General features: G+C 72.9%; 13 protein-coding genes. 12 read left to right on the top strand and 1 reads right to left on the bottom strand.

Annotated elements, in window-relative coordinates; all coding sequences use genetic code 11:
- Positions 1-36 precede the first annotated feature (36 nt).
- The 9 genes from mrdA (at position 37) to obgE (ending at position 14,843) form a co-directional block, all read left to right on the top strand.
- Positions 37-2,202, top strand: coding sequence for a penicillin-binding protein 2 (mrdA, locus tag ABZ951_RS21145; RefSeq protein ID WP_344092968.1), 2,166 nt, complete (start codon positions 37-39; stop codon positions 2,200-2,202).
- The gene (rodA, locus tag ABZ951_RS21140) at positions 2,199-3,398 is read left to right on the top strand and encodes a rod shape-determining protein RodA (protein ID WP_344092970.1); all 1,200 of its coding nucleotides are present in this window, start codon (positions 2,199-2,201) and stop codon (positions 3,396-3,398) included. The genes mrdA and rodA overlap by 4 nt, the downstream gene beginning before the upstream one ends.
- A gap of 73 nt (positions 3,399-3,471) precedes the next feature.
- Entirely contained in the window at positions 3,472-5,073 is a 1,602-nt protein-coding gene (locus tag ABZ951_RS21135; RefSeq protein ID WP_344092972.1) for a CYTH and CHAD domain-containing protein, read from the top strand.
- Between the two features lie 125 nt (positions 5,074-5,198).
- Entirely contained in the window at positions 5,199-7,121 is a 1,923-nt protein-coding gene (locus ABZ951_RS21130; RefSeq protein WP_344092975.1) for a TIGR03960 family B12-binding radical SAM protein, read from the top strand.
- A gap of 213 nt (positions 7,122-7,334) precedes the next feature.
- Positions 7,335-8,117 (top strand): TIGR03936 family radical SAM-associated protein, encoded by a 783-nt coding sequence (locus ABZ951_RS21125; protein WP_344092977.1) that lies wholly within the window; start codon positions 7,335-7,337, stop codon positions 8,115-8,117.
- 221 nt (positions 8,118-8,338) lie between these two features.
- The gene (locus ABZ951_RS21120) at positions 8,339-12,340 is read left to right on the top strand and encodes an Rne/Rng family ribonuclease (protein ID WP_361280446.1); all 4,002 of its coding nucleotides are present in this window, start codon (positions 8,339-8,341) and stop codon (positions 12,338-12,340) included.
- Positions 12,341-12,688: 348 nt separating this feature from the next.
- Complete coding sequence (gene rplU, locus ABZ951_RS21115) at positions 12,689-13,009, top strand: 50S ribosomal protein L21 (protein ID WP_130877714.1); 321 nt, start codon at positions 12,689-12,691, stop codon at positions 13,007-13,009.
- Positions 13,010-13,023: 14 nt separating this feature from the next.
- Positions 13,024-13,281 (top strand): 50S ribosomal protein L27, encoded by a 258-nt coding sequence (rpmA, locus tag ABZ951_RS21110; protein ID WP_344098097.1) that lies wholly within the window; start codon positions 13,024-13,026, stop codon positions 13,279-13,281.
- Positions 13,282-13,406: 125 nt separating this feature from the next.
- Positions 13,407-14,843 (top strand): GTPase ObgE, encoded by a 1,437-nt coding sequence (gene obgE / locus ABZ951_RS21105; RefSeq protein WP_344098096.1) that lies wholly within the window; start codon positions 13,407-13,409, stop codon positions 14,841-14,843.
- A 584-nt stretch (positions 14,844-15,427) separates the two neighbouring features.
- On the opposite strand, the gene ABZ951_RS21100 is transcribed toward obgE, so the two are convergent.
- Complete coding sequence (locus ABZ951_RS21100; protein ID WP_344095750.1) at positions 15,428-17,467, bottom strand: hypothetical protein; 2,040 nt, start codon at positions 17,465-17,467, stop codon at positions 15,428-15,430.
- A gap of 286 nt (positions 17,468-17,753) precedes the next feature.
- Between ABZ951_RS21100 and proB the strand changes: the two genes are divergently transcribed.
- The 3 genes from proB to ABZ951_RS21085 all read left to right on the top strand — a co-directional run bounded on the left by proB (position 17,754) and on the right by ABZ951_RS21085 (position 21,111).
- Positions 17,754-18,833 (top strand): glutamate 5-kinase, encoded by a 1,080-nt coding sequence (gene proB / locus ABZ951_RS21095; protein WP_344095754.1) that lies wholly within the window; start codon positions 17,754-17,756, stop codon positions 18,831-18,833.
- A 337-nt stretch (positions 18,834-19,170) separates the two neighbouring features.
- Positions 19,171-19,668, top strand: a complete 498-nt coding sequence (locus ABZ951_RS21090) for a hypothetical protein (RefSeq protein ID WP_344095748.1) — start codon at positions 19,171-19,173, stop codon at positions 19,666-19,668.
- 123 nt (positions 19,669-19,791) lie between these two features.
- Complete coding sequence (locus tag ABZ951_RS21085; protein WP_344095746.1) at positions 19,792-21,111, top strand: glutamate-5-semialdehyde dehydrogenase; 1,320 nt, start codon at positions 19,792-19,794, stop codon at positions 21,109-21,111.
- The last annotated feature ends 48 nt before the right edge of the window (positions 21,112-21,159 follow it).

Genomic DNA, 21,159 nt, shown 5'->3' with positions numbered 1-21,159 from the left:
CTCCGGGGGACACCCCCGCGCCGCACGGAGGCCGTCATGAGCAACCTCCCCGAGACCGGACGCACGAGCCGCGTCACCATCCGTCTCGTCGTCATCCAGATCCTCGTCTTCTCCCTGCTGCTCACCCTCGGCGGCCGCCTCTGGTATCTCCAGATCCGCAACGGCGACCAGTACACCGCCGAGGCCGCCGACAACCACATCCAGCAGGTCGTCGCCCCCGCCACCCGCGGCTCGATACTGGACGCCCGCGGCGTGCCGCTCGCCGACAACGAGACCCGGCTCGTCGTCTCCGCCAGCCGCACCGACCTGATGAAGATGAAGGACCGCGGCAGGGCCGTCCTGACCCGGCTCGCCGGCGTCCTCGGCCTCAAGCCCGACGAGGTCGCCGCCAAGGTCCGGCTCTGCGACGCCAAGACCCCCAAGCCCTGCTGGGCCGGCTCGCCCTACCAGCCCATCCCCATCACGGACGAGGCCACCACCCAGCAGGCCCTGCAGATCCGCGAGCGCGCCGAGGACTTCCCCGGCATCACCGCCGAACCCACCGCCGTGCGCCGCTACGCCGGGCCCGGCGGCTCCAACACCGCCCAGGTCCTCGGCTACCTCTCGCCCGTCACCGACGACGAGATCATGAAGGCCAAGAACAGCCGCTCCCCGCTGCTCCGCTCCGACCAGGTCGGCCGCTCCGGCCTGGAGCGGCAGTACGACTCCCAGCTGCGCGGCAAGGCCGGCGTCACCCGCTACGAGGTCGACAACCTCGGCCGCGTCATCGGCCAGGCCCGCAGCGACAAGGCCGTGCCCGGCGCCAACATCGTCACCAGCATCGACGCCCGGGTGCAGGCCATAGCGGAACGCGAGCTGGAGCAGGCGATGAAAGACGCCCGCAAGGAGCTCGACCGCAACACCGGCGTCAACTACAAGGCCGACGCGGGCGCCGTCGTGGTGATGGAATCCAAGACCGGCCGCGTCGTCGCCATGGCCTCCAACCCCGCCTACGACCCCAACGCCTGGGTCGGCGGCATCTCCGGCAAGGACTACCAGCAGCTCACCGGCAAGGACTCCGGCTACCCGCTGCTCAACCGCGCCATCCAGGGCCAGGCGGCCCCCGGCTCGGTCTTCAAGGTCATCTCCGCGACCGCGGCCGTCAACGCCGGGTACTCCTTCACCGACAAGTACAACTGCTCCAGCTCGTACAGCATCGGCGGCCAGGTCTTCAAGAACTTCGAGTCCAAGGGCTACGGCCCCATCGACCTCGGCCGGGCCCTGGAGGTCTCCTGCGACACCGTCTTCTACGACCTGGCCTACCGCCAGTGGCAGAAGGACGGCGGCAACAACCCCAAGAACCCCGGCGACTGGTTCTACAAGACCGCCCACCAGTTCGGCCTCGGCAAGCCCACCGGCATCGACCTCCCCAACGAGGTCCGCGGCCGCGTCCCGGACCGCCAGTGGAAGAAGAGCTACTGGGAGGCCAACAAGGACGTCTGGTGCAAGCAGGGCAAGAACGACGGGGACGACTACGCCGCGAAGATCGCCAAGGAGAACTGCGAGTCCGGCATGCGGATGCGCGCCGGTGACTCCGTCAACTACTCCATCGGCCAGGGCGACACCCTCGTCACCCCCATCCAGATGGCCACCATCTACTCCGCCATCAGCAACGGCGGCACGCTCTACAACCCCACCGTCGGCAAGGCCGTCATCAGCCCCGACGGCAGGAGCGTGCAGAAGATCGAGCCCAAGTCCCACGGCCGGCTGCCCTTCGACGCCCGGACCCGGAACCAGATCGACGCCGCCCTCGCCGGCGTCGCCACCGACGGCAGCGCCGCCTGGCGCTTCCAGGGCTGGCCGCAGAAGGAGATCCCGATGCACGCCAAGACCGGCACCGCCGAGGTCTACGGCAAACAGACGACCTCCTGGTTCGCCTCGTACACCCAGGACTACACGATCGTCATGACGATCTCCCAGGGCGGCACCGGCTCCGGCGCCTCCGGCCCCGCCGTCCGCAAGATCTACAACGGGCTCTACGGCGTCGACGAGAAGGGCAAGATCGACCCCAAGAAGGCGCTCCTCCCGCACCCCGAGGAGAAGCTCCCCAAGATCGAGAAGGACGGCACGATCGAGGCGCAGAAGATCGAGCCGCCGGCCCCGGCCCCCAAGGAATCCGCCCCCCGGGAGGAAGCCGCCCGGAAGGAGGACGAGCGGGAGTGAGCGCCACCGAGGGCTACAACGTCCGCCGCTACAGCCCCGAGCGCTCCACGTGGGGCAAGCTCACCGCCCGCGACTCCGTCGTCCGCCGCCTGGACTGGGTGATGCTCTTCGCGGCCCTCGCCCTCTCCGGCATCGGCACGCTCCTGGTCTACTCCGCCACCCGCAACCGCACCGAGCTCAACCAGGGCGACCCCTACTACTTCCTCCTGCGCAACATCCTCAACACCGGCATCGGGCTCGGCCTCGCCGTCGCCGCCGTCTGGGTCGGCCACCGCGCCCTGCGCGGCGCCGTCCCGATCCTCTACGTCATCTCCGTGCTGCTCACCGCCGCCGTCCTCACCCCGCTCGGCGCGACCATCAACGGCGCCCGGTCCTGGATCCAGCTCGGCGGCGGCTTCTCCCTGCAGCCCTCCGAGTTCACCAAGATCACCATCACGCTGGGGATGGCGATGCTGCTGGCCAACAAGGTCGACGCCGGCGACCGGCTCCACCCCGACCACCGCACCGTCATGGAGGCCCTCGGCCTCGCCGCCCTGCCCATCGTCATCATCCTGCTGATGCCGGACCTCGGCTCCGTCATGGTGCTGGTGGTCATCGTGCTCGCGGCGCTCCTCGGCTCCGGCGCCTCCAACCGGTGGATCGCCGGCCTCCTGGGCACCGGCATCCTCGGCTGCGTCCTCATCTGGCAGCTCGGCGTCCTCGACGAGTACCAGATCAACCGCTTCGCCGCCTTCGCCAACCCCGCCCTCGACCCCTCCGGCGTCGGCTACAACACCAACCAGGCCCGCATCGCCATCGGCTCCGGCGGCCTGACCGGCTCCGGCCTCTTTCACGGCAGCCAGACCACGGGCCAGTTCGTCCCCGAGCAGCAGACCGACTTCATCTTCACCGTCGCCGGAGAGGAGCTCGGCTTCGTCGGCGCCGGGACCATCGTCTTCCTCATCGGCGTCGTCCTCTGGCGGGCCTGCCGCATCGCCCGCGACACCACCGAGCTGTACGGCACGATCGTCGCCGCCGGGATCATCGCCTGGTTCGCCTTCCAGGCGTTCGAGAACATCGGCATGACCCTCGGCATCATGCCCGTCACCGGCCTGCCGCTGCCGTTCGTCTCCTACGGCGGCTCGTCCATGTTCGCCGCGTGGATCGCCATCGGACTCCTGCAGTCCATCAAGGTGCAACGGCCCGTTTCCGCCTGAGGCGCGGCCGGGGCCGCCCGCCGGGCCCGGTCGCGCCCTGCCCAAGGGGCCCCGCGGGTATTAGATTCGACTCATGGCGGACACCGTGCGAGAGATCGAGCGGAAGTACGAAGCCGGCGACGGCACGACCCAGGCCCGGCTCCCGGACCTCAGCCGGGTGGCGGGCGTCGCGACCGTCGCCGACCGGGGAACGGCCGAGCTGGACGCCGTCTACTACGACACAGCCGACCGCCGCCTGACCGCGGCCGGCATCACCCTGCGCCGCCGCACCGGCGGCTCCGACGCGGGCTGGCACCTCAAGCTCCCCGTCGCCCCCGGCACCCGCGAGGAGATCCGCGCCCCGCTGTCCCCGACCGTCCCGGGCGACCTCACCGACCTCGTACGCTCCCGCATCCGCCGCGCCGAGCTCACCCCGCTGGTCCGCATCGTCACCCGCCGCCGGGTGCAGCACCTCCTCGACGCCCACGGCACCGTCCTCGCCGAGGCGTGCGCCGACACCGTCACCGCCGACCGCCTCACCCCCGGCGGCCGCACCGCCCACTGGACGGAGTACGAGGTCGAGCTGGGCGAGGGCGGCGACCCCGGCTTCCTCGACACCGTCGAGCGCCGCCTCCGCAAGGCCGGCCTGCGCCCCTCCGAGGCCCCCTCCAAGCTCTCCCGCGCGCTCACCGAGACGGAGACTCCGGGCGGCACGGAGAACGGCGGGAAGGCCAAGGAGAAGACCAAGGCCAAAGAGAAGACCAAGGCCAAGGCCAAGGGGAAGGGGAAGAAGCCGGGCAAGCCCGGTGAGCCCACCGCGGGCGAGCACGTCCTGGCCTACGTCCGCGAGCAGATCGACGCCGTCCTCGCCCGCGACCCCGACGTACGGCGCGACGTGGCGGACTCCGTCCACCAGATGCGCGTCGCCACCCGGCGCCTGCGCAGCGCCTTCCGCACCTACCGCAAGGTGCTCGACCGGCAGGTCACCGACCCCGTCGCGGACGAGCTGAAATGGCTGGCCGCCGAGCTGGGCACCGACCGGGACCGCGAGGTCCTCACCGAACGGCTGGAGGAGCGGCTCGGCGAGACCGACGTCACGCTCGTCCTCGGCCCCGTGCCCGCCCGGCTGACGATCTGGTCCGCGAGCCGCCACCAGGGCTCCCGGGAGCGCCTGACCGCCCTCCTCGACAGCGACCGCTACCTCACCCTCCTCGACACCCTCGACGCCCTCCACACCGCCCCGCCGCTGCTGCCCGCCGCGGCCCGCCCGGCCCGCGAGGTCCTGGCCCGGGCCGTCCTGCGCGACTACGCCCGGCTCGCCGCCCGCGTCGAACACGCCCTCGCCACCGAGCCCGGCCCCGCCCGCGACACCGTGCTCCACGACTCCCGCAAGGCCGCCAAGCGCGCCCGCTACGCCGCCGAGGCCGCCCGGCCGGGCCTCGGCAAACCGGCCAAGCGCTTCGCCAAGCGCATGAAGTCGGTCCAGAGCCTCCTGGGCGACCACCAGGACAGCGTCATGGCCCGTGCCACCCTGCGCGGCCTGGCGACCGAGGCGCATGGCGCGGGCGAGAGCACCTTCACCCTCGGCCTGCTGTACGGGCGGGAGGAGGCCCGGGCCGCGCAGGACGAACGCGAGCTGCCCGCGGTGTGGCGCGAAGCGGCACGCAAGCGGTACCGCAAGGCCCTGCGGGCCTGACCGCTCGCCCTTCCGGCCGGGCTGCCGCGGCCCTCCGGCCGTGCTGCCGCGTCGGCGTGCGACAGGGAGCGCTCGCGATCGCGTTACGCTAGAGAGTCGCCCCCTGCCAGCTCCCGAAGGTCGAGATGTCTGTCGAGTCCGTCTTCCCACAGCTCGAAGCGCTGCTCCCGCATGTGCAGAAGCCGATCCAGTACGTCGGCGGAGAGCTCAACTCCACGGTCAAGCCGTGGGACGAGTGCGACGTGCGCTGGGCGCTCATGTACCCCGACGCGTACGAGGTCGGACTGCCCAACCAGGGCGTCATGATCCTTTATGAGGTCCTCAACGAGCGCGAGGGCGTCCTCGCCGAGCGCACGTACAGCGTGTGGCCGGACCTCGAGGAGCTGATGCGCGAGCACAAGGTCCCGCAGTTCACCGTGGACGCGCACCGCCCCGTCAAGGCGTTCGACGTCTTCGGCCTGAGCTTCTCCACCGAGCTCGGCTACACCAACATGCTCACGGCCCTGGACCTCGCGGGCATCCCGCTGGAGTCCAAGGACCGCACCGTCGAGGACCCGATCGTCCTCGCGGGCGGCCACGCGGCCTTCAACCCCGAGCCCATCGCGGACTTCATCGACTGCGCCGTCGTCGGCGACGGCGAGCAGGCCGTCCTGGAGATCACCGAGATCGTCCGGGCGTGGAAGGCCGAGGGCCGCCCCGGCGGCCGCGACGAGGTGCTGCTGCGCCTCGCCAGGACCGGCAGCGTCTACGTCCCGCGGTTCTACGACGTGGAGTACCTGGCCGACGGCCGGATCGCCCGTGTCGTGCCCAACCGGTCGGGCGTGCCGTGGCGGGTCTCCAAGCACACCGTCATGGACCTCGACGAGTGGCCCTACCCCAAGCAGCCCCTGGTCCCGCTCGCCGAGACCGTCCACGAGCGCATGTCCGTGGAGATCTTCCGCGGCTGCACCCGCGGCTGCCGTTTCTGCCAGGCCGGCATGATCACGCGCCCCGTGCGGGAGCGAAGCATCACCGGCATCGGCGAGATGGTGGAACGCGGTCTCAAGGCGACCGGCTTCGAGGAGGTCGGCCTGCTGTCGCTGTCCTCCGCGGACCACACCGAGATCGGTGACATCGCCAAGGGCCTCGCCGACCGGTACACCGAGGACAAGATCGGCCTCTCCCTGCCGTCGACCCGCGTGGACGCCTTCAACGTCGACCTCGCGAACGAGCTCACCCGCAACGGCCGCCGGTCCGGCCTCACCTTCGCCCCCGAGGGCGGCTCCGAGCGCATGCGCAAGGTCATCAACAAGATGGTCTCGGAGGAGGACCTGATCCGTACGGTCTCCACCGCGTACGGCAACGGCTGGCGCCAGGTGAAGCTGTACTTCATGTGCGGCCTGCCGACGGAGACCGACGAGGACGTCCTCCAGATCGGTGACATGGCCGTCAACGTCATCGCCGAGGGCCGCAAGGTCTCCGGGCAGAACGACATCCGCTGCACCGTCTCCATCGGCGGTTTCGTGCCCAAGCCGCACACGCCGTTCCAGTGGGCGCCGCAGCTCTCCGCCGAGGAGACCGACGCCCGCCTGGCCAAGCTCCGCGACAAGATCCGCGGCGACAAGAAGTACGGCCGCTCGATCGGCTTCCGCTACCACGACGGCAAGCCGGGCATCATCGAGGGCCTCCTCTCGCGCGGTGACCGCCGCGTGGGCGCCGTCATCCGGGCCGTCTACGAGTCCGGCGGCCGCTTCGACGGCTGGCGCGAGCACTTCAGCTACGACCGCTGGATCAAGTGCGCCGAGCAGACGCTGCCGCAGCAGGGCGTCGACGTGGCCTGGTACACGACGCGCGAGCGCACGTACGAGGAGGTCCTGCCCTGGGACCACCTGGACTCCGGCCTGGACAAGGACTGGCTCTGGGAGGACTGGCAGGACGCCCTCGACGAGACCGAGGTCGAGGACTGCCGCTGGACGCCGTGCTTCGATTGCGGCGTGTGTCCGCAGATGGACACCTCCATCCAGATCGGCCCGACGGGCAAGAAGCTGCTGCCGCTCACAGTGAAGTAACGAGCGCCCTGCGGGCGCGTCCTCAAACGCCGGACAGGCTGAAAAGCCTGTCCGGCGTTTGAGGACACCGCCGCGCAGCGGTGGTGCATCCTCAAGACCCACCGGGGCGCGCTCCCGCGTGAGGCACGTACTCTAGGTAGCAGTACGACCGCACTCACGAAGGACAGAACACTGGGCAAGCGACAGCCCGAAGGCCCGCCGCCCGCGCCCGTGGTGCAGCGCATTCGTCTGCGCTACACCAAGCGCGGCCGCCTTCGGTTCACCAGCCACCGTGATTTCCAGCGCGCCTTCGAGCGGGCCCTGCGCCGGGCCGAGGTGCCGATGGCGTACTCGGCGGGCTTCACCCCGCACCCCAAGGTGTCGTACGCCAATGCCGCACCCACCGGAACGGGCAGCGAGGCCGAGTTCCTCGAGATCCAGCTCGCCGAGGTTCGTGACCCGCAGCAGCTGCGAGAGCTCCTCGACGAGTCGCTGCCCGACGGGCTCGACATCACGGACGCGGTGGAGGCGCACACCTCCTCGTTCGCCGACCGGCTGCAGGCTTCCCTGTGGGAGATGCGGCTCGACGGCGTCGAGGTCGCGGACGCCGAACGGGCCGTCGCGGCGTTCCTCGCCGCGGAGACCGTCGAGGTCCAGCGGCGTACGAAAAACGGCATGCGGACGTTCGACACGCGCGGCGCCGTCGCCCGACTCGAGGCGCTCGACGGTCCGGCCGATAGGCCCGGCGTCGGTGCCTGTGCGATACTGCGGCTGGTTGTTCGGCACTTGACACCTGCCGTTCGACCCGACGACGTCCTGTCCGGTCTCCGCGCTACGGCCGACCTGGCGCCGCCGGTCCCCGCTGCGGTGACCAGGCTGGCGCAGGGGCTGCTCGATGAGGAGTCCGGCACGGTGACCGACCCGCTCGCGCCCGACCGCGACGCTTCCCCGGCCGCATCCATCACGGCCGCCGGACCGAGCGCCGGTGCCGCGCAGGTGCCGGAAGGTCCCGCGTAGGACGGCCGTCACCGCGCCGCCGATCCACACGGGAGCCACCCGGGGCCCGGCAGGCGCACTGACCAGGAGACTTTCGCCGGTACCGATATTCCGGGGCCGGCGAGCGAGACGACAGCTCCCGTGCGGCGACCGCGCCCCGGACGGCAGACCGCGCACATCACGCGGACCGCCGGGCCGGATCAAGGCGCGGCGCCCGGGAGCGTGACGGGAGAACCGCCCGCATGCTCGAACCCATTGAGCCCACCAACAACTCCGACAGCGGTCCTGGGGACACGCTGCCGCCGCGCCGGCGCCGCCGTGCGGCGTCCCGCCCGGCGGGCCCGCCGACCGCGGGCACCGACGCCGCGCAGCCCGCCGTGACGGCCGGCACCACCGCCGACCAGCCGGCCCCGGCCCCCGCCGCGGAAGCCCCCGCCGCCGAAGCCGTAAGCACCGGCACGGAGGCCCCGGCCACCCCGGCGCGCCCCCGCCGCCGTGCCACGCGCAAGACGGCGGCACCCGCGGCCGCCGCCCGTGCCGCCGAACCGGCCGCCGAAGAGGCGCCGGTCGCCCAGGCCCCCGAGCCCGTCGAGGCCGTCCAGGCCGTCCAGGCCGAGGACGCCAAGCCGGCCCGTACGCGCCGCCGCGCCACCCGCAAGGCCGCCGCGCCCGAGGGCGCCCCGCAGGCCGCGGAAACCGTCGCCACGCCCGCCCCGGCCCCGGTGGCCGACGTCGTCGAGGCCGCCGAGGCCGCCGAGGCCGCCGAGGACATCGAGGAGGCTCCGGCCGCCCCTGCGCCGCGTGCCCGTCGTCGTGCCACCCGCAAGGCCACCGCTCCGGCGGGTGCCCCGCAGACCGCGGAGAGCGTCGTGGAGCCCACCCCGGCCCCCGAGGCCGTCGAGAGCTCCGCGCCGGTCGAGGACGACGTCGAGGAGGCTCCGGCCGCCCCTGCGCCGCGTGCCCGTCGTCGTGCCACCCGCAAGGCCACCGCCCCGGCGGGTGCCCCGCAGACCGCCGAGGTCACGGAGGCCCCCGCGCCCGCCGAGACCGCCGAGGCCGCCGCCGAGGAGCAGGCGCCCGCCGCCGAGCCGCGTGGCCGCCGGTCCCGCCGCCGCGCCACCGACGCCGAGCCGGCCGCCGAGACCGAGCCGGCCACCGCCGCCAAGGGGCGGTCGCGCCGCCGGGTCGCCAGCGGTGACGCCGAGGCCGCCGCCGCGGCCCTCGACGCCGCCAAGGCCGAGAGCCGCGCCCGTCAGGCCGCCTCCGGCGAGGCCGAGCCGGCCGCCGCCGAGACCGCCGCCCCCGCGCGCGGCCGCCGCCGTGCCGTGCGCCCGCCGACCGCCGTCTTCCAGGCGCCGGTCTTCACCGAGCCCATGTTCCAGACGCCGGAGACCGCGGCCGCCGCCCTCGTGGAGGACGAGCAGCCCGAGGAGGAGCCGCAGCCGGTCGCCGAGGCCTCGCAGCCCGCCGCTTCCGGCAACCGCCGTCGCCGCCGTCGCCGTGGCGAGGCCGCCGAGACCGCCGAGGCCGAGCAGCCCGTGGCGGAGGAGAGCGCCCCCGCCGTGGCGGAGGCCGAGGAGCTCGCGGAGCCGGCCGAGGACGCGCAGGCCGAGGGTGCCGCGCAGGACGACGAGGAGTCGGGCGACCGCCCGTCCCGCCGCCGTCGCCGGGGCGGCCGTCGCCGCCGCCGGGGCGAGAGCGGTGACGCCGAGGGCGAGTCCGTGGACGAGGAGCAGGCCGAGGCCGAGCAGGACGCCGAGGCCGAGGCCGAGGACGAGGCGGAGGAGGGCTACGGCGACGAGCCGGGCGGCTCCTCCAGCAGCCGCCGGCGCCGCCGGCGCCGTCGCCGCAGTGGCGACGGCGGTGAGGTCGAGGCGGGCGGTGACGACCCGGAGCGCACGGTCGTCAAGGTCCGCGAGCCCCGCAAGCGCGAGGAGCGCGAGCCGGGCACCGGCTTCGACGAGGTGCAGTCCATCAAGGGCTCCACCCGCATGGAGGCGAAGAAGCAGCGCCGCCGTGAGGGCCGTGAGCAGGGCCGCCGCCGGGTGCCGATCATCACGGAGGCCGAGTTCCTGGCCCGCCGCGAGGCCGTCGAGCGCGTCATGGTCGTACGCCAGAGCGGCGAGCGCACGCAGATCGGGGTGCTGGAGGACAACGTCCTCGTCGAGCACTTCGTCAACAAGGAACAGGCCACCAGCTACGTCGGCAACGTCTACCTGGGCAAGGTCCAGAACGTCCTGCCGTCGATGGAGGCCGCGTTCGTCGACATCGGCAAGGGCCGCAACGCCGTCCTGTACGCCGGTGAGGTCAACTTCGAGGCGCTCGGCATGGGCAACGGCCCGCGCCGCATCGAGACGGCGCTGAAGTCCGGCCAGTCCGTGCTCGTCCAGGTCACCAAGGACCCGATCGGTCACAAGGGCGCCCGGCTGACCAGCCAGGTCTCCCTCCCGGGGCGCTACCTGGTGTACGTGCCCGAGGGGTCGATGACCGGCATCAGCCGGAAGCTGCCCGACACCGAGCGGGCGCGTCTGAAGCAGATCCTCAAGAAGATCGTCCCCGAGGACGCGGGCGTCATCGTCCGTACCGCCGCGGAGGGCGCGAGCGAGGACGAGCTGGCGCGTGACGTGCAGCGCCTGCAGGCGCAGTGGGAGGAGATCCAGCAGCGGGCCAAGAGCGGCAACGCCCCGACCCTGCTGTACGGCGAGCCGGACATGACCGTCCGCGTCGTGCGCGACATCTTCAACGAGGACTTCTCCAAGGTCATCGTCAGCGGTGACGGCGCCTGGGAGACCATCCACGGCTACGTCTCGCACGTCGCCCCGGACCTCACCGACCGGCTGCAGAAGTGGACGTCGGACGTCGACGTCTTCGCCACGTACCGGATCGACGAGCAGCTGATGAAGGCGCTGGACCGCAAGGTCTGGCTGCCGAGCGGCGGTTCGCTCGTCATCGACCGGACCGAGGCGATGATCGTCGTCGACGTCAACACCGGCAAGTTCACCGGCCAGGGCGGCAACCTGGAGGAGACGGTCACCAAGAACAACCTTGAGGCGGCCGAGGAGATCGTGCGCCAGCTGCGGCTGCGCGACCTCGGCGGCATCGTGGTGATCGACTTCATCGACATGGTGCTGGAGGCCAACCGGGACCTGGTGCTGCGGCGCCTGCTGGAGTGCCTGGGCCGGGACCGCACCAAGCACCAGGTCGCCGAGGTGACCTCGCTGGGTCTGGTCCAGATGACCCGCAAGCGGGTCGGCCAGGGCCTGCTGGAGTCCTTCTCCGAGCCGTGCGTGCACTGCAACGGCCGCGGCGTGATCGTCCACATGGATCAGCCGACGTCCATCGGCGGCGGTGGCGGCGGCAAGCGCGGCAAGAAGAAGGGCAAGTCCGGCGCCCCGCAGCACGACCACGACGAGTACGTGATCGAGGCCGCGCAGGCCGAGGAGGAGACCGCCCCGGCCGCCGTGGCCGAGGAGGCTCCGGAGCTGCCCGAGCTGGAGCCCGTCGCGGTGACCGAGGCCGAGCTGCAGCCGTCGGTCGGCGGGGACGAGGAGTGGTTCGGCAGCCCGGCCGAGGCCCGTGCCGCGGCCGGTGGCCGCGGCGGCCGTACGCGCCGCCGGGCGACCCGCAAGGTGACCGCCCCGGCGGGTGCGCCGCGGGCCGCCGAGCCGGAGACCGTCGTTCCGTCGGCCGCGCCCGTGGTCGAGGCCGCCGAGCCCGTTCAGCCGGCCGAGCCGGTGACCGTGGTGGCCGAGGAGCCGAAGGCCGAGCCCGTGGTGGCCGAGGCTCCGGTGGAGGCCGCTCCGGCCGCCGCCCCCGCCCGTACGCGCCGCCGTGTGGTCCGCCGGGCTTCCGCCCCGGCGGGGTCGCCCACGTCGGCCGAGGACGCGGCCGTGGTGGTCGTCAGCAGCCCCGCCGCGCCGGAGCCGGTGTCCGCACCGGCCGAGGAGCCCGGGGAGCCCGAGGTGACCACGGAGGCCGCCGAGGCCGCCGAGGCCGCCGAGGTCCCCGAGGCAGCTGAGGACGAGTCCGCGGCTCCGGCCAAGAAGACGGCCCGTAAGACGGCCGCCAAGAAGGCACCGGCGAAGAAGGCCACCGCGGCGAAGAAGACGGCGGCCAAGAAGACGACGACCGCCAAGAAGGCCACCACCGCCAAGAAGACCGCCACCAAGACGGCGGCCAAGAAGGCACCGGCGAAGAAGACGGCGAAGAAGACGGCCGCGGCCGCCTCCTCCGCCGAGGACTGAGCCACACCCCTGGCAAGGGGCGGGTCCGCGCAGCGGATGCCGGGAGACGTGAGCGTCTCCCGGCGTCCCGTGAGCGGACCGGCCCCGCCCGGCCGCGGTTCTCCGTGGCCGGGTGACCAGGCCGGACGGCCCCTCCTCGGTGGGGCCGCACCGGCGAGGGGACCGGTTTGACCCCCAGGACAGGGCCCCGTAACCTTGTCCTTCGGCGTCTGTACGCCAACCCCTGAGCACATCCCTTCCGGAGTTTTCCGGGAGAGGCCGCTCGTCCACTCGGACAGTCACAGGTTCACGCCCGTGCGAGCGGCTGGCATCAGAGGTCCCGATTACCAGCGAGAGAGTGAGATCCGCGTGTACGCAGTTGTGCGTAGCGGTGGTCGCCAGCACAAGGTTGCTGTCGGCGACATCGTCGAGGTTGACAAGATTTCCGACGGCAAGGTGGGCGACTCCGTCGAGCTCTCCACGCTGCTCGTGGTCGACGGCGAGTCCGTCACCAGCGACCCGTGGGTGCTGGCCGGGATCAAGGTCCAGGCCGAGATCGTGGACCACCACAAGGGTGCCAAGATCGACATCCTGAAGTACAAGAACAAGACCGGCTACCGCAAGCGCATTGGTCACCGCCAGCAGTACACGGCGATCAAGGTCACCGGCATCCCCACGGCTGCGAAGTAAGGGACTGAGGAGACATGGCACACAAGAAGGGCGCATCGTCCACTCGGAACGGTCGCGACTCCAACGCTCAGCGGCTCGGCGTCAAGCGCTTCGGCGGTCAGACCGTCCTCGCCGGTGAGATCCTGGTCCGCCAGCGCGGCACCCACTTCCACCCGGGCGCGGGCGTCGGTCGCGGTGGCGACGACACCCTGTTCGCCCTGCTCCCCGGCGCGGTGCAGTTCGGCACCCACCGTGGCCGCAAGGTCGTGAACATCGTTCCGGTCGCTGAGTAATCAGCAGTTCGGCACGACACAGCATCTTTCCGAGGGCGGGCCAGCTTTTTCCGGTGACGGGGAAGCCGGTCCGCCCTCGGCGTGTTGAGTAAGAAACATCCCCGTATTCCTCAGGAGGCACCGCAATGACCACCTTCGTGGACCGCGTCGAGCTGCACGTCGCCGCGGGTAACGGAGGCCATGGCTGCGCCTCCGTTCACCGTGAGAAGTTCAAGCCGCTCGGCGGCCCGGACGGTGGCAACGGCGGCCGTGGCGGCGATGTGATCCTGGTCGTCGACCAGTCGGTCACCACGCTCCTCGACTACCACCACAGCCCGCACCGCAAGGCCACCAACGGTGCGCCCGGTGCCGGTGACAACCGTTCCGGCAAGGACGGCCAGGACCTGATCCTGCCCGTGCCGGACGGCACCGTCGTCCTGGACAAGCAGGGCAACGTCCTCGCCGACCTCGTCGGCCAGGGCACCACCTTCATCGCCGGCCAGGGCGGCCGCGGCGGCCTCGGCAACGCGGCGCTGGCCTCGGCACGCCGCAAGGCGCCCGGCTTCGCGCTGCTCGGCGAGCCGGGCGAGGCCCGTGACATCGTCATGGAGCTCAAGACCGTCGCCGACGTGGCGCTGGTCGGCTACCCGAGCGCGGGCAAGTCCTCGCTGATCTCGGTGCTCTCCGCCGCCAAGCCGAAGATCGCGGACTACCCGTTCACGACGCTGGTCCCGAACCTGGGCGTGGTGACGGCCGGTTCGACCGTCTACACCATCGCGGACGTCCCCGGTCTGATCCCGGGCGCCAGCCAGGGCAAGGGCCTCGGCCTGGAGTTCCTGCGGCACGTCGAGCGCTGCTCGGTGCTCGTGCACGTCCTGGACACGGCGACCCTGGAGTCGGACCGCGACCCGGTCTCCGACCTGGACGTCATCGAGGCCGAGCTGGCGCAGTACGGCGGTCTCGACGACCGGCCGCGCCTCGTCGTCCTCAACAAGATCGACATCCCGGACGGCCAGGACCTCGCCGACATGATCCGCCCGGATCTGGAGGCGCGCGGCTACCAGGTGTTCGAGGTGTCCGCCGTGGCCCGTACGGGCCTGAAGGAGCTCTCCTTCGCGCTGGCCGGCATCATCGGCGCGGCGCGCGCGGCCAAGCCGAAGGAGGAGGCGACCCGCATCGTCATCCGCCCGAAGGCCGTGGACGACGCGGGCTTCACGGTCACGCTGGAGGAGGACGGCATCTACCGGGTGCGCGGCGAGAAGCCGGAGCGCTGGGTGCGCCAGACCGACTTCAGCAACGACGAGGCCGTCGGCTACCTGGCGGACCGCCTCAACCGCCTCGGTGTCGAGGAGCAGCTGATGAAGGCCGGTGCCCGCACGGGTGACGGCGTCGCGATCGGCAGCGAGGACAACGCGGTCGTCTTCGACTGGGAGCCCACGATGATGGCCGGCGCGGAGATGCTCGGCCGCCGCGGCGAGGACCACCGCCTGGACGCCCCGCGCCCCGCGGCGGTCCGCCGCCGGGACCGCGACGCCGAGCGCGACGAGGTCGACCAGGAGTTCCGCGACTTCAAGCCGTTCTGAGCGGCTGAGGGTTCTTGAGAGACGGGCCGTACCCCTTGGGGGTGCGGCCCGTTCGCATGCGGTGAGGCCCTGAGGGCCCTTAGAGGCGCTTCCGGGGCGTCGGGCAGCCCCCGGGGGTCGGGTGGGGGCGTTCGCGGCGTCACGCCGCCGCTGGGGCGTTCTGGGGGCCGTGGTGCGGAGCCGGTGGCCGCCGGGTTCGAGGCTGGACCGGGGCCGCCGGGACCGCTTCGACAGGACCGCTTCGATGGTCGCGGCGCACGAGGCACACCGGGCCGGGGCGGAGCGGGTCTGCCGGCCGGAGGCGGCCGGGTGGGGCGTTCGCGCCGCCGGACCCGCCGCCGGACCCGCCGCCGGACCCGCCGCCGGGGCCGTTGTGGTGGCCAGGGCGGTGGCTCCGGGCGCCGTCGGCCCGCCGCCGGGCCCGGGCGGCTGTGACGGCCCGGGGCACGAGCACCGCCCCGGCCGCGCGAGCACCGCCCCCGTGCGTGCCGCCCGCGAGGGCCCCGGCACCGGGCGCGCCTACGGGGAAGGCCCCGGGAGGAGATCCTCCCGGGGCCTTCCCCGTAGTGCAGAGCAGGTCGCCGTCAGACGGCGGCCGTCTCGTCGGCCTCGCGCTGGCCCGGGATGTCGGAGGCCGCCCGGGCCTCCATCCGCGCCCGGCGGGCGTCGGCCTCGGCGGCCAGTGCCAGGGCCGCCTGGTTGAAGCGGACCAGCGACGGCGGGTCCGAGGGGCCCAGCAGCTGGACCTTGAGCTCCGCGCGGGCCGCCGCCAGGGCGTCCTCGCCGGGGCTGCGCACGGCCGCGAGGAGCGCCGGGACGCCCTCCGCCCCGGGGGTGAGGATGGTGGCCGCGCTGACGGTCGGGAAGACCGCGCGGAACTCGTCCTCGGCCATGCCGCTGGTGTTGGCCACCGCGTACGGCTTCTCACTGATCAGGTAGTCGGAGACCACGCTGGAGACATCGCTGATCAGCAGGTCCGATTCGTTGAAGCAGGTGTACAGCGCCGGGCGGGCGGCCGTGATGATCTGGTGCTCCCAGACAGGCAGCGACGCCCAGAACGCGGTCTCCCAGGCGATCATGGCGGCCTCGACGGTCGCGGCGCGGCCCTTCTCCGGGGTGCCCTGCAGCAGCATCCGCTCGACCTCGTCGGCGCTGTCCCGGAAGGTGCTGGTGGTGAGCCGGTCCAGCTCGGCCGTGCGGCGCGCGAGCTCCGCGGCGGCCTCCGGGCCGGGCCGGGCACCGGAGCGCTTGGTGTTGGCCTCGCGGATCATGGCCTGGATGCGCTCGTTGGCGAGGCCCGCGCGCGGGTCGACGGAGCCCGTCATGGGGTGCGGCTTGTACAGCAGCCGGACCTTGGGGTCGGCGAGCAGCGCGCGCACGATGTTCTCGCCGGCGAGCATCACCGAGGTGTTGCCGGGCTGGCCGTCCCAGCCCTCCCACGTCGGCGCGTACAGGACCGTGGTGTACTCCCCGGCCGGCGCGCCCTGGAACGGCCGGATCGGGGCGAGCTGCGGCCGGCCGACCTCGACGACGTCGCGGTCGTCGACGCCGATGTCGGCGAGCTGGTAGCGCTCGCGGGCGGCGGGACCGGCGACCCAGATCTCGTCGTACGCCTTGGAGTAGGGGTTGCAGCTGGAGAGCTTGTCGCTCTCGCCGTGGTTGGTGAAGGCGTGCTTGATCGACGGCATGCGCAGGACCTGCGAGGTCTTACCGGAGTTCGCGGGGTGCAGCATCATCTTCAGCGAGGACTTCTCCAGCGCCATCAGGTGCACGACCTTGGGGATGCACACGATGGGCACGTCCGTGGCGTCGATCTTCTGCACCATGAAGCGCTCGCGGAGCACGATGATCGGGTTGCCGTCGAGCTCGGCGAGGGTGGAGAGCCACATGTTGGCCTGGTAGGCCGAGCTCGTCCCGCCGGAGAAGTACATGCCGACGGTCGGCTGGTAGCCGGCCAGCCAGCGGTCCAGCCACTCCAGGGCCTGCGCCTCGTTGGCGATGCGCTTCTTGGGGCGCAGCCAGCTCGCGAGGTACCCGGTGCCGACGAGGGCGAGGACGAGGGCGAGGCCCACGCCGAGCTCGCCCCACAGGGGCTTCTCGGTGGCCGCGGTGACGAGCATGCCCGCCGTGGCGGGGATGGCGAAGCGCAGCAGCCGGCGGCCGTGCTGGCGGGCCAGGAGGCGCGGCGGGGCGGCGGTCAGGTGCAGGCCCGAGGCATCGATGTTCCGGGTCAGGAACGGCAGGGTGCGGCTGCGCCGCACCAGGATCGCGGTGGCCTGGCACGCGAGGTGGGCGGCGTAGAAGAGCACCAGCCCCACGAAGGCCGGCGCGTAGTCGCCGAGCGAGCCGTCGCCGTGCAGTCGCAGCAGCCCGACCAGGAGCAGCATGTCGCGCAGCAGCTGCCGCACCATGACATCGAAGCGGATCTTGCCGAGCACGGCGACGAGACCGGGGTCGCGGTGCTGCAGGTAGAGGTCGAGCGCGAGGCCGGCCGCCGAGGCGGTGATCAAGAGCGGCACGTTCGGCAGCAGTGCTCCGACGAGCTGAGTGGCGAAGAACACCAGCATCGCGAGCAGCGCCGCGAGCTGTACGACTCGGCGGGAGGCTGTTCCGGCAGAGGGCACGGGGCGGGCTCCTGGCAGGAGGACGAGAGAAGGACGAGGGGGTGGGACCGTAGTGGACGACGGTCGACTACCGACCGTATGACGGCGGCTGGCCCGGGAGCAATCTTCCATGACGGCAACCACCGCAAAACAGGGCCGAACGACCACAATCGCCAGACGGTAGATTTGCGGTCCGGACCAGGCAGACGACCGGCGATCACAGAGGTGTACGTACGTGACAGGGGCAGGGGACAGCACCGGGGCAGCCGCGGCCGCGCGCGCGGAGGTGACGGGCGCCCGCAGGATCGTGGTCAAGGTCGGGTCGTCCTCCCTCACCACCGCGGGCGGGGGGCTGGACGCCGACCGGGTTGACGCGCTGGTCGACACGCTGGCCAAGGCCGGCGGGCAGCGGGAGATCGTGCTGGTCTCCTCCGGCGCCATCGCCGCCGGGCTGGCGCCGCTCGGCCTGGACCGGCGCCCGCGCGACCTGGCCCGCCAGCAGGCCGCCGCCAGCGTCGGCCAGGGCCTGCTGGTCGCCCGCTACACCGCGTCCTTCGCGCGCTACGGGCGGCGCGTCGGGCAGGTGCTGCTGACGACGGACGACACCAGCCGCCGCGCGCACTACCGCAACGCCTACCGGACGCTGGACCAGCTGCTGGCCATGGGCGCGGTCCCGGTCGTCAACGAGAACGACACGGTGGCCACGGACGAGATCCGGTTCGGCGACAACGACCGGCTGGCGGCCCTCGTCGCCCACCTGGTCCGAGCCGACCTGCTGATCCTCCTGTCGGACGTCGACGGTCTGTACGACGGCGACCCCAGCATCCCCGGCACCTCCCGGATCGCGGAGGTCACCGGCCCCGGGGACCTGGAGGGCGTGTCCATCGGCAGCGCCGGCAAGGCGGGCGTGGGCACCGGCGGCATGGTCACCAAGGTCGAGGCCGCCCGGATCGCGGCCGCGGCCGGCATCCCGGTCGTGCTGACCTCGGCCAGCCAGGCGGCGGACGCCCTGGCCGGGCGCCCCACCGGCACGTTCTTCCACCGCACCGGGCGCCGTTCCGCGGACCGGCTGCTGTGGCTCGCCCACGCCTCCGCGCCGCGCGGCGCCCTGACCCTGGACGACGGCGCGGTGCGGGCCGTCGTGGAGGGGACCGGCTCCCTGCTGCCGGCGGGCATCGCGGCGGTCGAGGGCGAATTCACCGCGGGCGACCCCGTCGAGCTGCGGGACCGGCAGGGGCGGGCCGTGGCCCGGGGCCTGGTGGCCTTCGACGCGGGCGAGATCCCGCAGCTGCTCGGCCGCTCCACCCGCGACCTGGCCCGCGAGCTGGGCCCCGGCTACGAGCGCGAGGTTGTGCACCGGGACGATCTGGTCGTGCTGCACCGCTGACGGGCGTCAGCCGGGGCGAGATGCGCAAGTAAGTCCAGCCTTTCCATGGGGACCTTCCGGAAAACCGTCACGCGGCCGCGCCCGGACTGGTCAACTTTGATGCGGGGGCCGTCGCGCGCGGGCGGTCCCCGGGGCACCGACCTGGACCGGCCGGGGCACTCCGCAGCCGGGCCCGCGCCGGCGCAGGCCGGTGGGGACGGCGCGGAGCGGCCCGGGCCGGCGCGGGGACAGGCCCGGCGCAGGGGCCGGGTCCCGGCCCGGCGCGGGACGCCGCCGGAGAGCGCACCACACGGCTCCGCCGCCCGCGCGCGGAGCAGCGATCAACAGGAGGCCGCCGGTGAGACGAGGGCGCCCAGGGGCGCTGCCCCGAGGGACGGCGGAGCGCACACTGACCAGCGTCGGCACGCGAGGGGGGACCAAGGAGACGGACGAGGCGGGCGAGCCGGGGGTGCCGGAGCGGACCGAGGCCGCGCCGGTGGCGGACCGGGGCGAGGTGTCCCGGCTGTGGCACATCACCCTGAGCGTCTCGGGCGCCGAGGCGCCGCTCGCTGAGGTCCGGCGGGCCCTCGAACAACTGGCGCACGATCATCCTTTTCTGCTGACGAGCCGCTACGCCGGGGACCACGCCGAGATCCGCTACTGGGAAGAGGCGCGTGATCTCCACGACGCGGCGGCGGTGGCGCTGCGGCTGTGGGGTGAGCACCGGTCGTCGGCCCGGCTCCCTCCGTGGGAGATCGTCGGCCTGGAGGTCATCGACCGGGAGACCTATCACCAGCGCATCGCGGAGGGCTACGGCCCGCTGCCGGCCACTCCGGTGGGGGTACACCCCTTCTGAGACCCGGCCGCCGCTCACGGGAGGCCGGCGAGGCGGCCCCCGTGTGTCCGCCTGGCGCCTCCCGCCGTCCCGCAGTGCGGAACGCGTGTGGCCGAGGCGCGCGCCGGGGCTAGGCTGCGGGCCATGAGCAGCGTTTTCCCCTCCCCCCTCGCCGACCCCATGCCGCAGTCCCCGGTGCTGCGCGCGGCCTACCGGGCCCGTGCCGCGGCGGCCGACCTCGCGCCACTGCCACGCTCGGCCAAGGACGAGGCGCTGCTGGCGATCGCCGACGCGCTGGAGGTCCGCACCAGGGAAATCGTCGAGGCCAATGCCGAGGACGTCGCCAAGGCCCGGGCCGCCGGGACGAGCGAGACGGTCATCGACCGGCTGACGCTCACCCCCGAGCGGGTGCGGGCCATCGCCAAGGACGTCCGGGACGTGGTGGCCCTGCCGGACCCCGTCGGCGAGGTCGTGCGCGGCTCCACCCTGCCCAACGGCATCGACCTGCGTCAGGTGCGGGTGCCGCTCGGCGTCGTCGGCATCATCTACGAGGCCCGGCCGAACGTGACGGTGGACGCGGCCGCCCTGTGCCTGAAGTCCGGCAACGCCGTGCTGCTGCGCGGCTCTTCCTCCGCCTACGCCTCGAACACCGCCCTGGTGCGGGTGGTGCGTGACGCCGTCGGCGGCGCCGGCCTGCCCGCCGACGCGGTGCAGCTCGTGCCGGGCGAGAGCCGGGAATCGGTACGGGAGTTGATGCGGGCCCGCGGCATGGTCGACGTGCTGATCCCGCGCGGCGGCGCCTCGCTGATCCGCACCGTCGTCGAGGAGTCCACCGTGCCGGTCATCGAGACCGGTACGGGCAACTGCCACGTGTACGTCGACGCCGAGGCCGACATCGACATGGCCGTGGAGATCCTCGTCAACTCCAAGGCGCAGCGACCGAGCGTCTGCAACGCCGCCGAGACCCTCCTGGTGCACCAGGACATCGCCGCGGAGTTCCTGCCGCGGGCCCTGGCCGCGCTGGCGCGCGAGGGCGTGACGGTGCACGGGTGCGAGCGCGTGCTGGAGCTGGCCGAGGGCGGCCCGGCGACGGTCGTCGAGGCGACCGTCGAGGACTGGGAGACGGAGTACCTCTCCTACGACATCGCGGCCGCCGTGGTGGACTCCCTGGACGCCGCCGTGCGCCACATCCGGCTGTGGACGTCCGGGCACACCGAGGCGATCGTCACCACCTCGCAGGCGGCGGCCCGCCGCTTCACCCAGCTGGTGGACTCCACGACCGTCGCGGTCAACGCGTCCACGCGGTTCACCGACGGCAGCCAGTTCGGATTCGGTGCCGAGATCGGCATCTCGACGCAGAAGCTGCACGCGCGCGGCCCGATGGGCCTGCCGGAGCTGACCTCGACGAAGTACATCGTCACCGGCGACGGGCACGTGCGCGGGGGCGGTCCGGCCGGGAGCTGAATTCCCTTAGCGGCTGCGCGGATTGACCGGTTCGGGGCTACGCTGGTC

The sequence above is a fragment of the Streptomyces sp. NPDC046215 genome (assembly GCF_040646215.1).
GTDB classification, from domain to species: Bacteria; Actinomycetota; Actinomycetes; order Streptomycetales; family Streptomycetaceae; genus Streptomyces; species Streptomyces stramineus.
The sequence above is the reverse complement of the archived record's forward strand: the minus strand, read 5'-3'. Positions and strand labels throughout refer to the sequence as shown.

What these genes read in the sequence shown, in the direction of transcription:
- mrdA (WP_344092968.1), top strand. Translation starts at nt 37, where the DNA reads ATGAGCAACCTCCCCGAGACCGGACGCACGAGCCGCGTCACCATCCGT.
- ABZ951_RS21135 (WP_344092972.1), top strand. Translation starts at nt 3,472, where the DNA reads ATGGCGGACACCGTGCGAGAGATCGAGCGGAAGTACGAAGCCGGCGAC.
- ABZ951_RS21130 (WP_344092975.1), top strand. Translation starts at nt 5,199, where the DNA reads ATGTCTGTCGAGTCCGTCTTCCCACAGCTCGAAGCGCTGCTCCCGCAT.
- ABZ951_RS21120 (WP_361280446.1), top strand. Translation starts at nt 8,339, where the DNA reads ATGCTCGAACCCATTGAGCCCACCAACAACTCCGACAGCGGTCCTGGG.
- rpmA (WP_344098097.1), top strand. Translation starts at nt 13,024, where the DNA reads ATGGCACACAAGAAGGGCGCATCGTCCACTCGGAACGGTCGCGACTCC.
- obgE (WP_344098096.1), top strand. Translation starts at nt 13,407, where the DNA reads ATGACCACCTTCGTGGACCGCGTCGAGCTGCACGTCGCCGCGGGTAAC.
- ABZ951_RS21085 (WP_344095746.1), top strand. Translation starts at nt 19,792, where the DNA reads ATGAGCAGCGTTTTCCCCTCCCCCCTCGCCGACCCCATGCCGCAGTCC.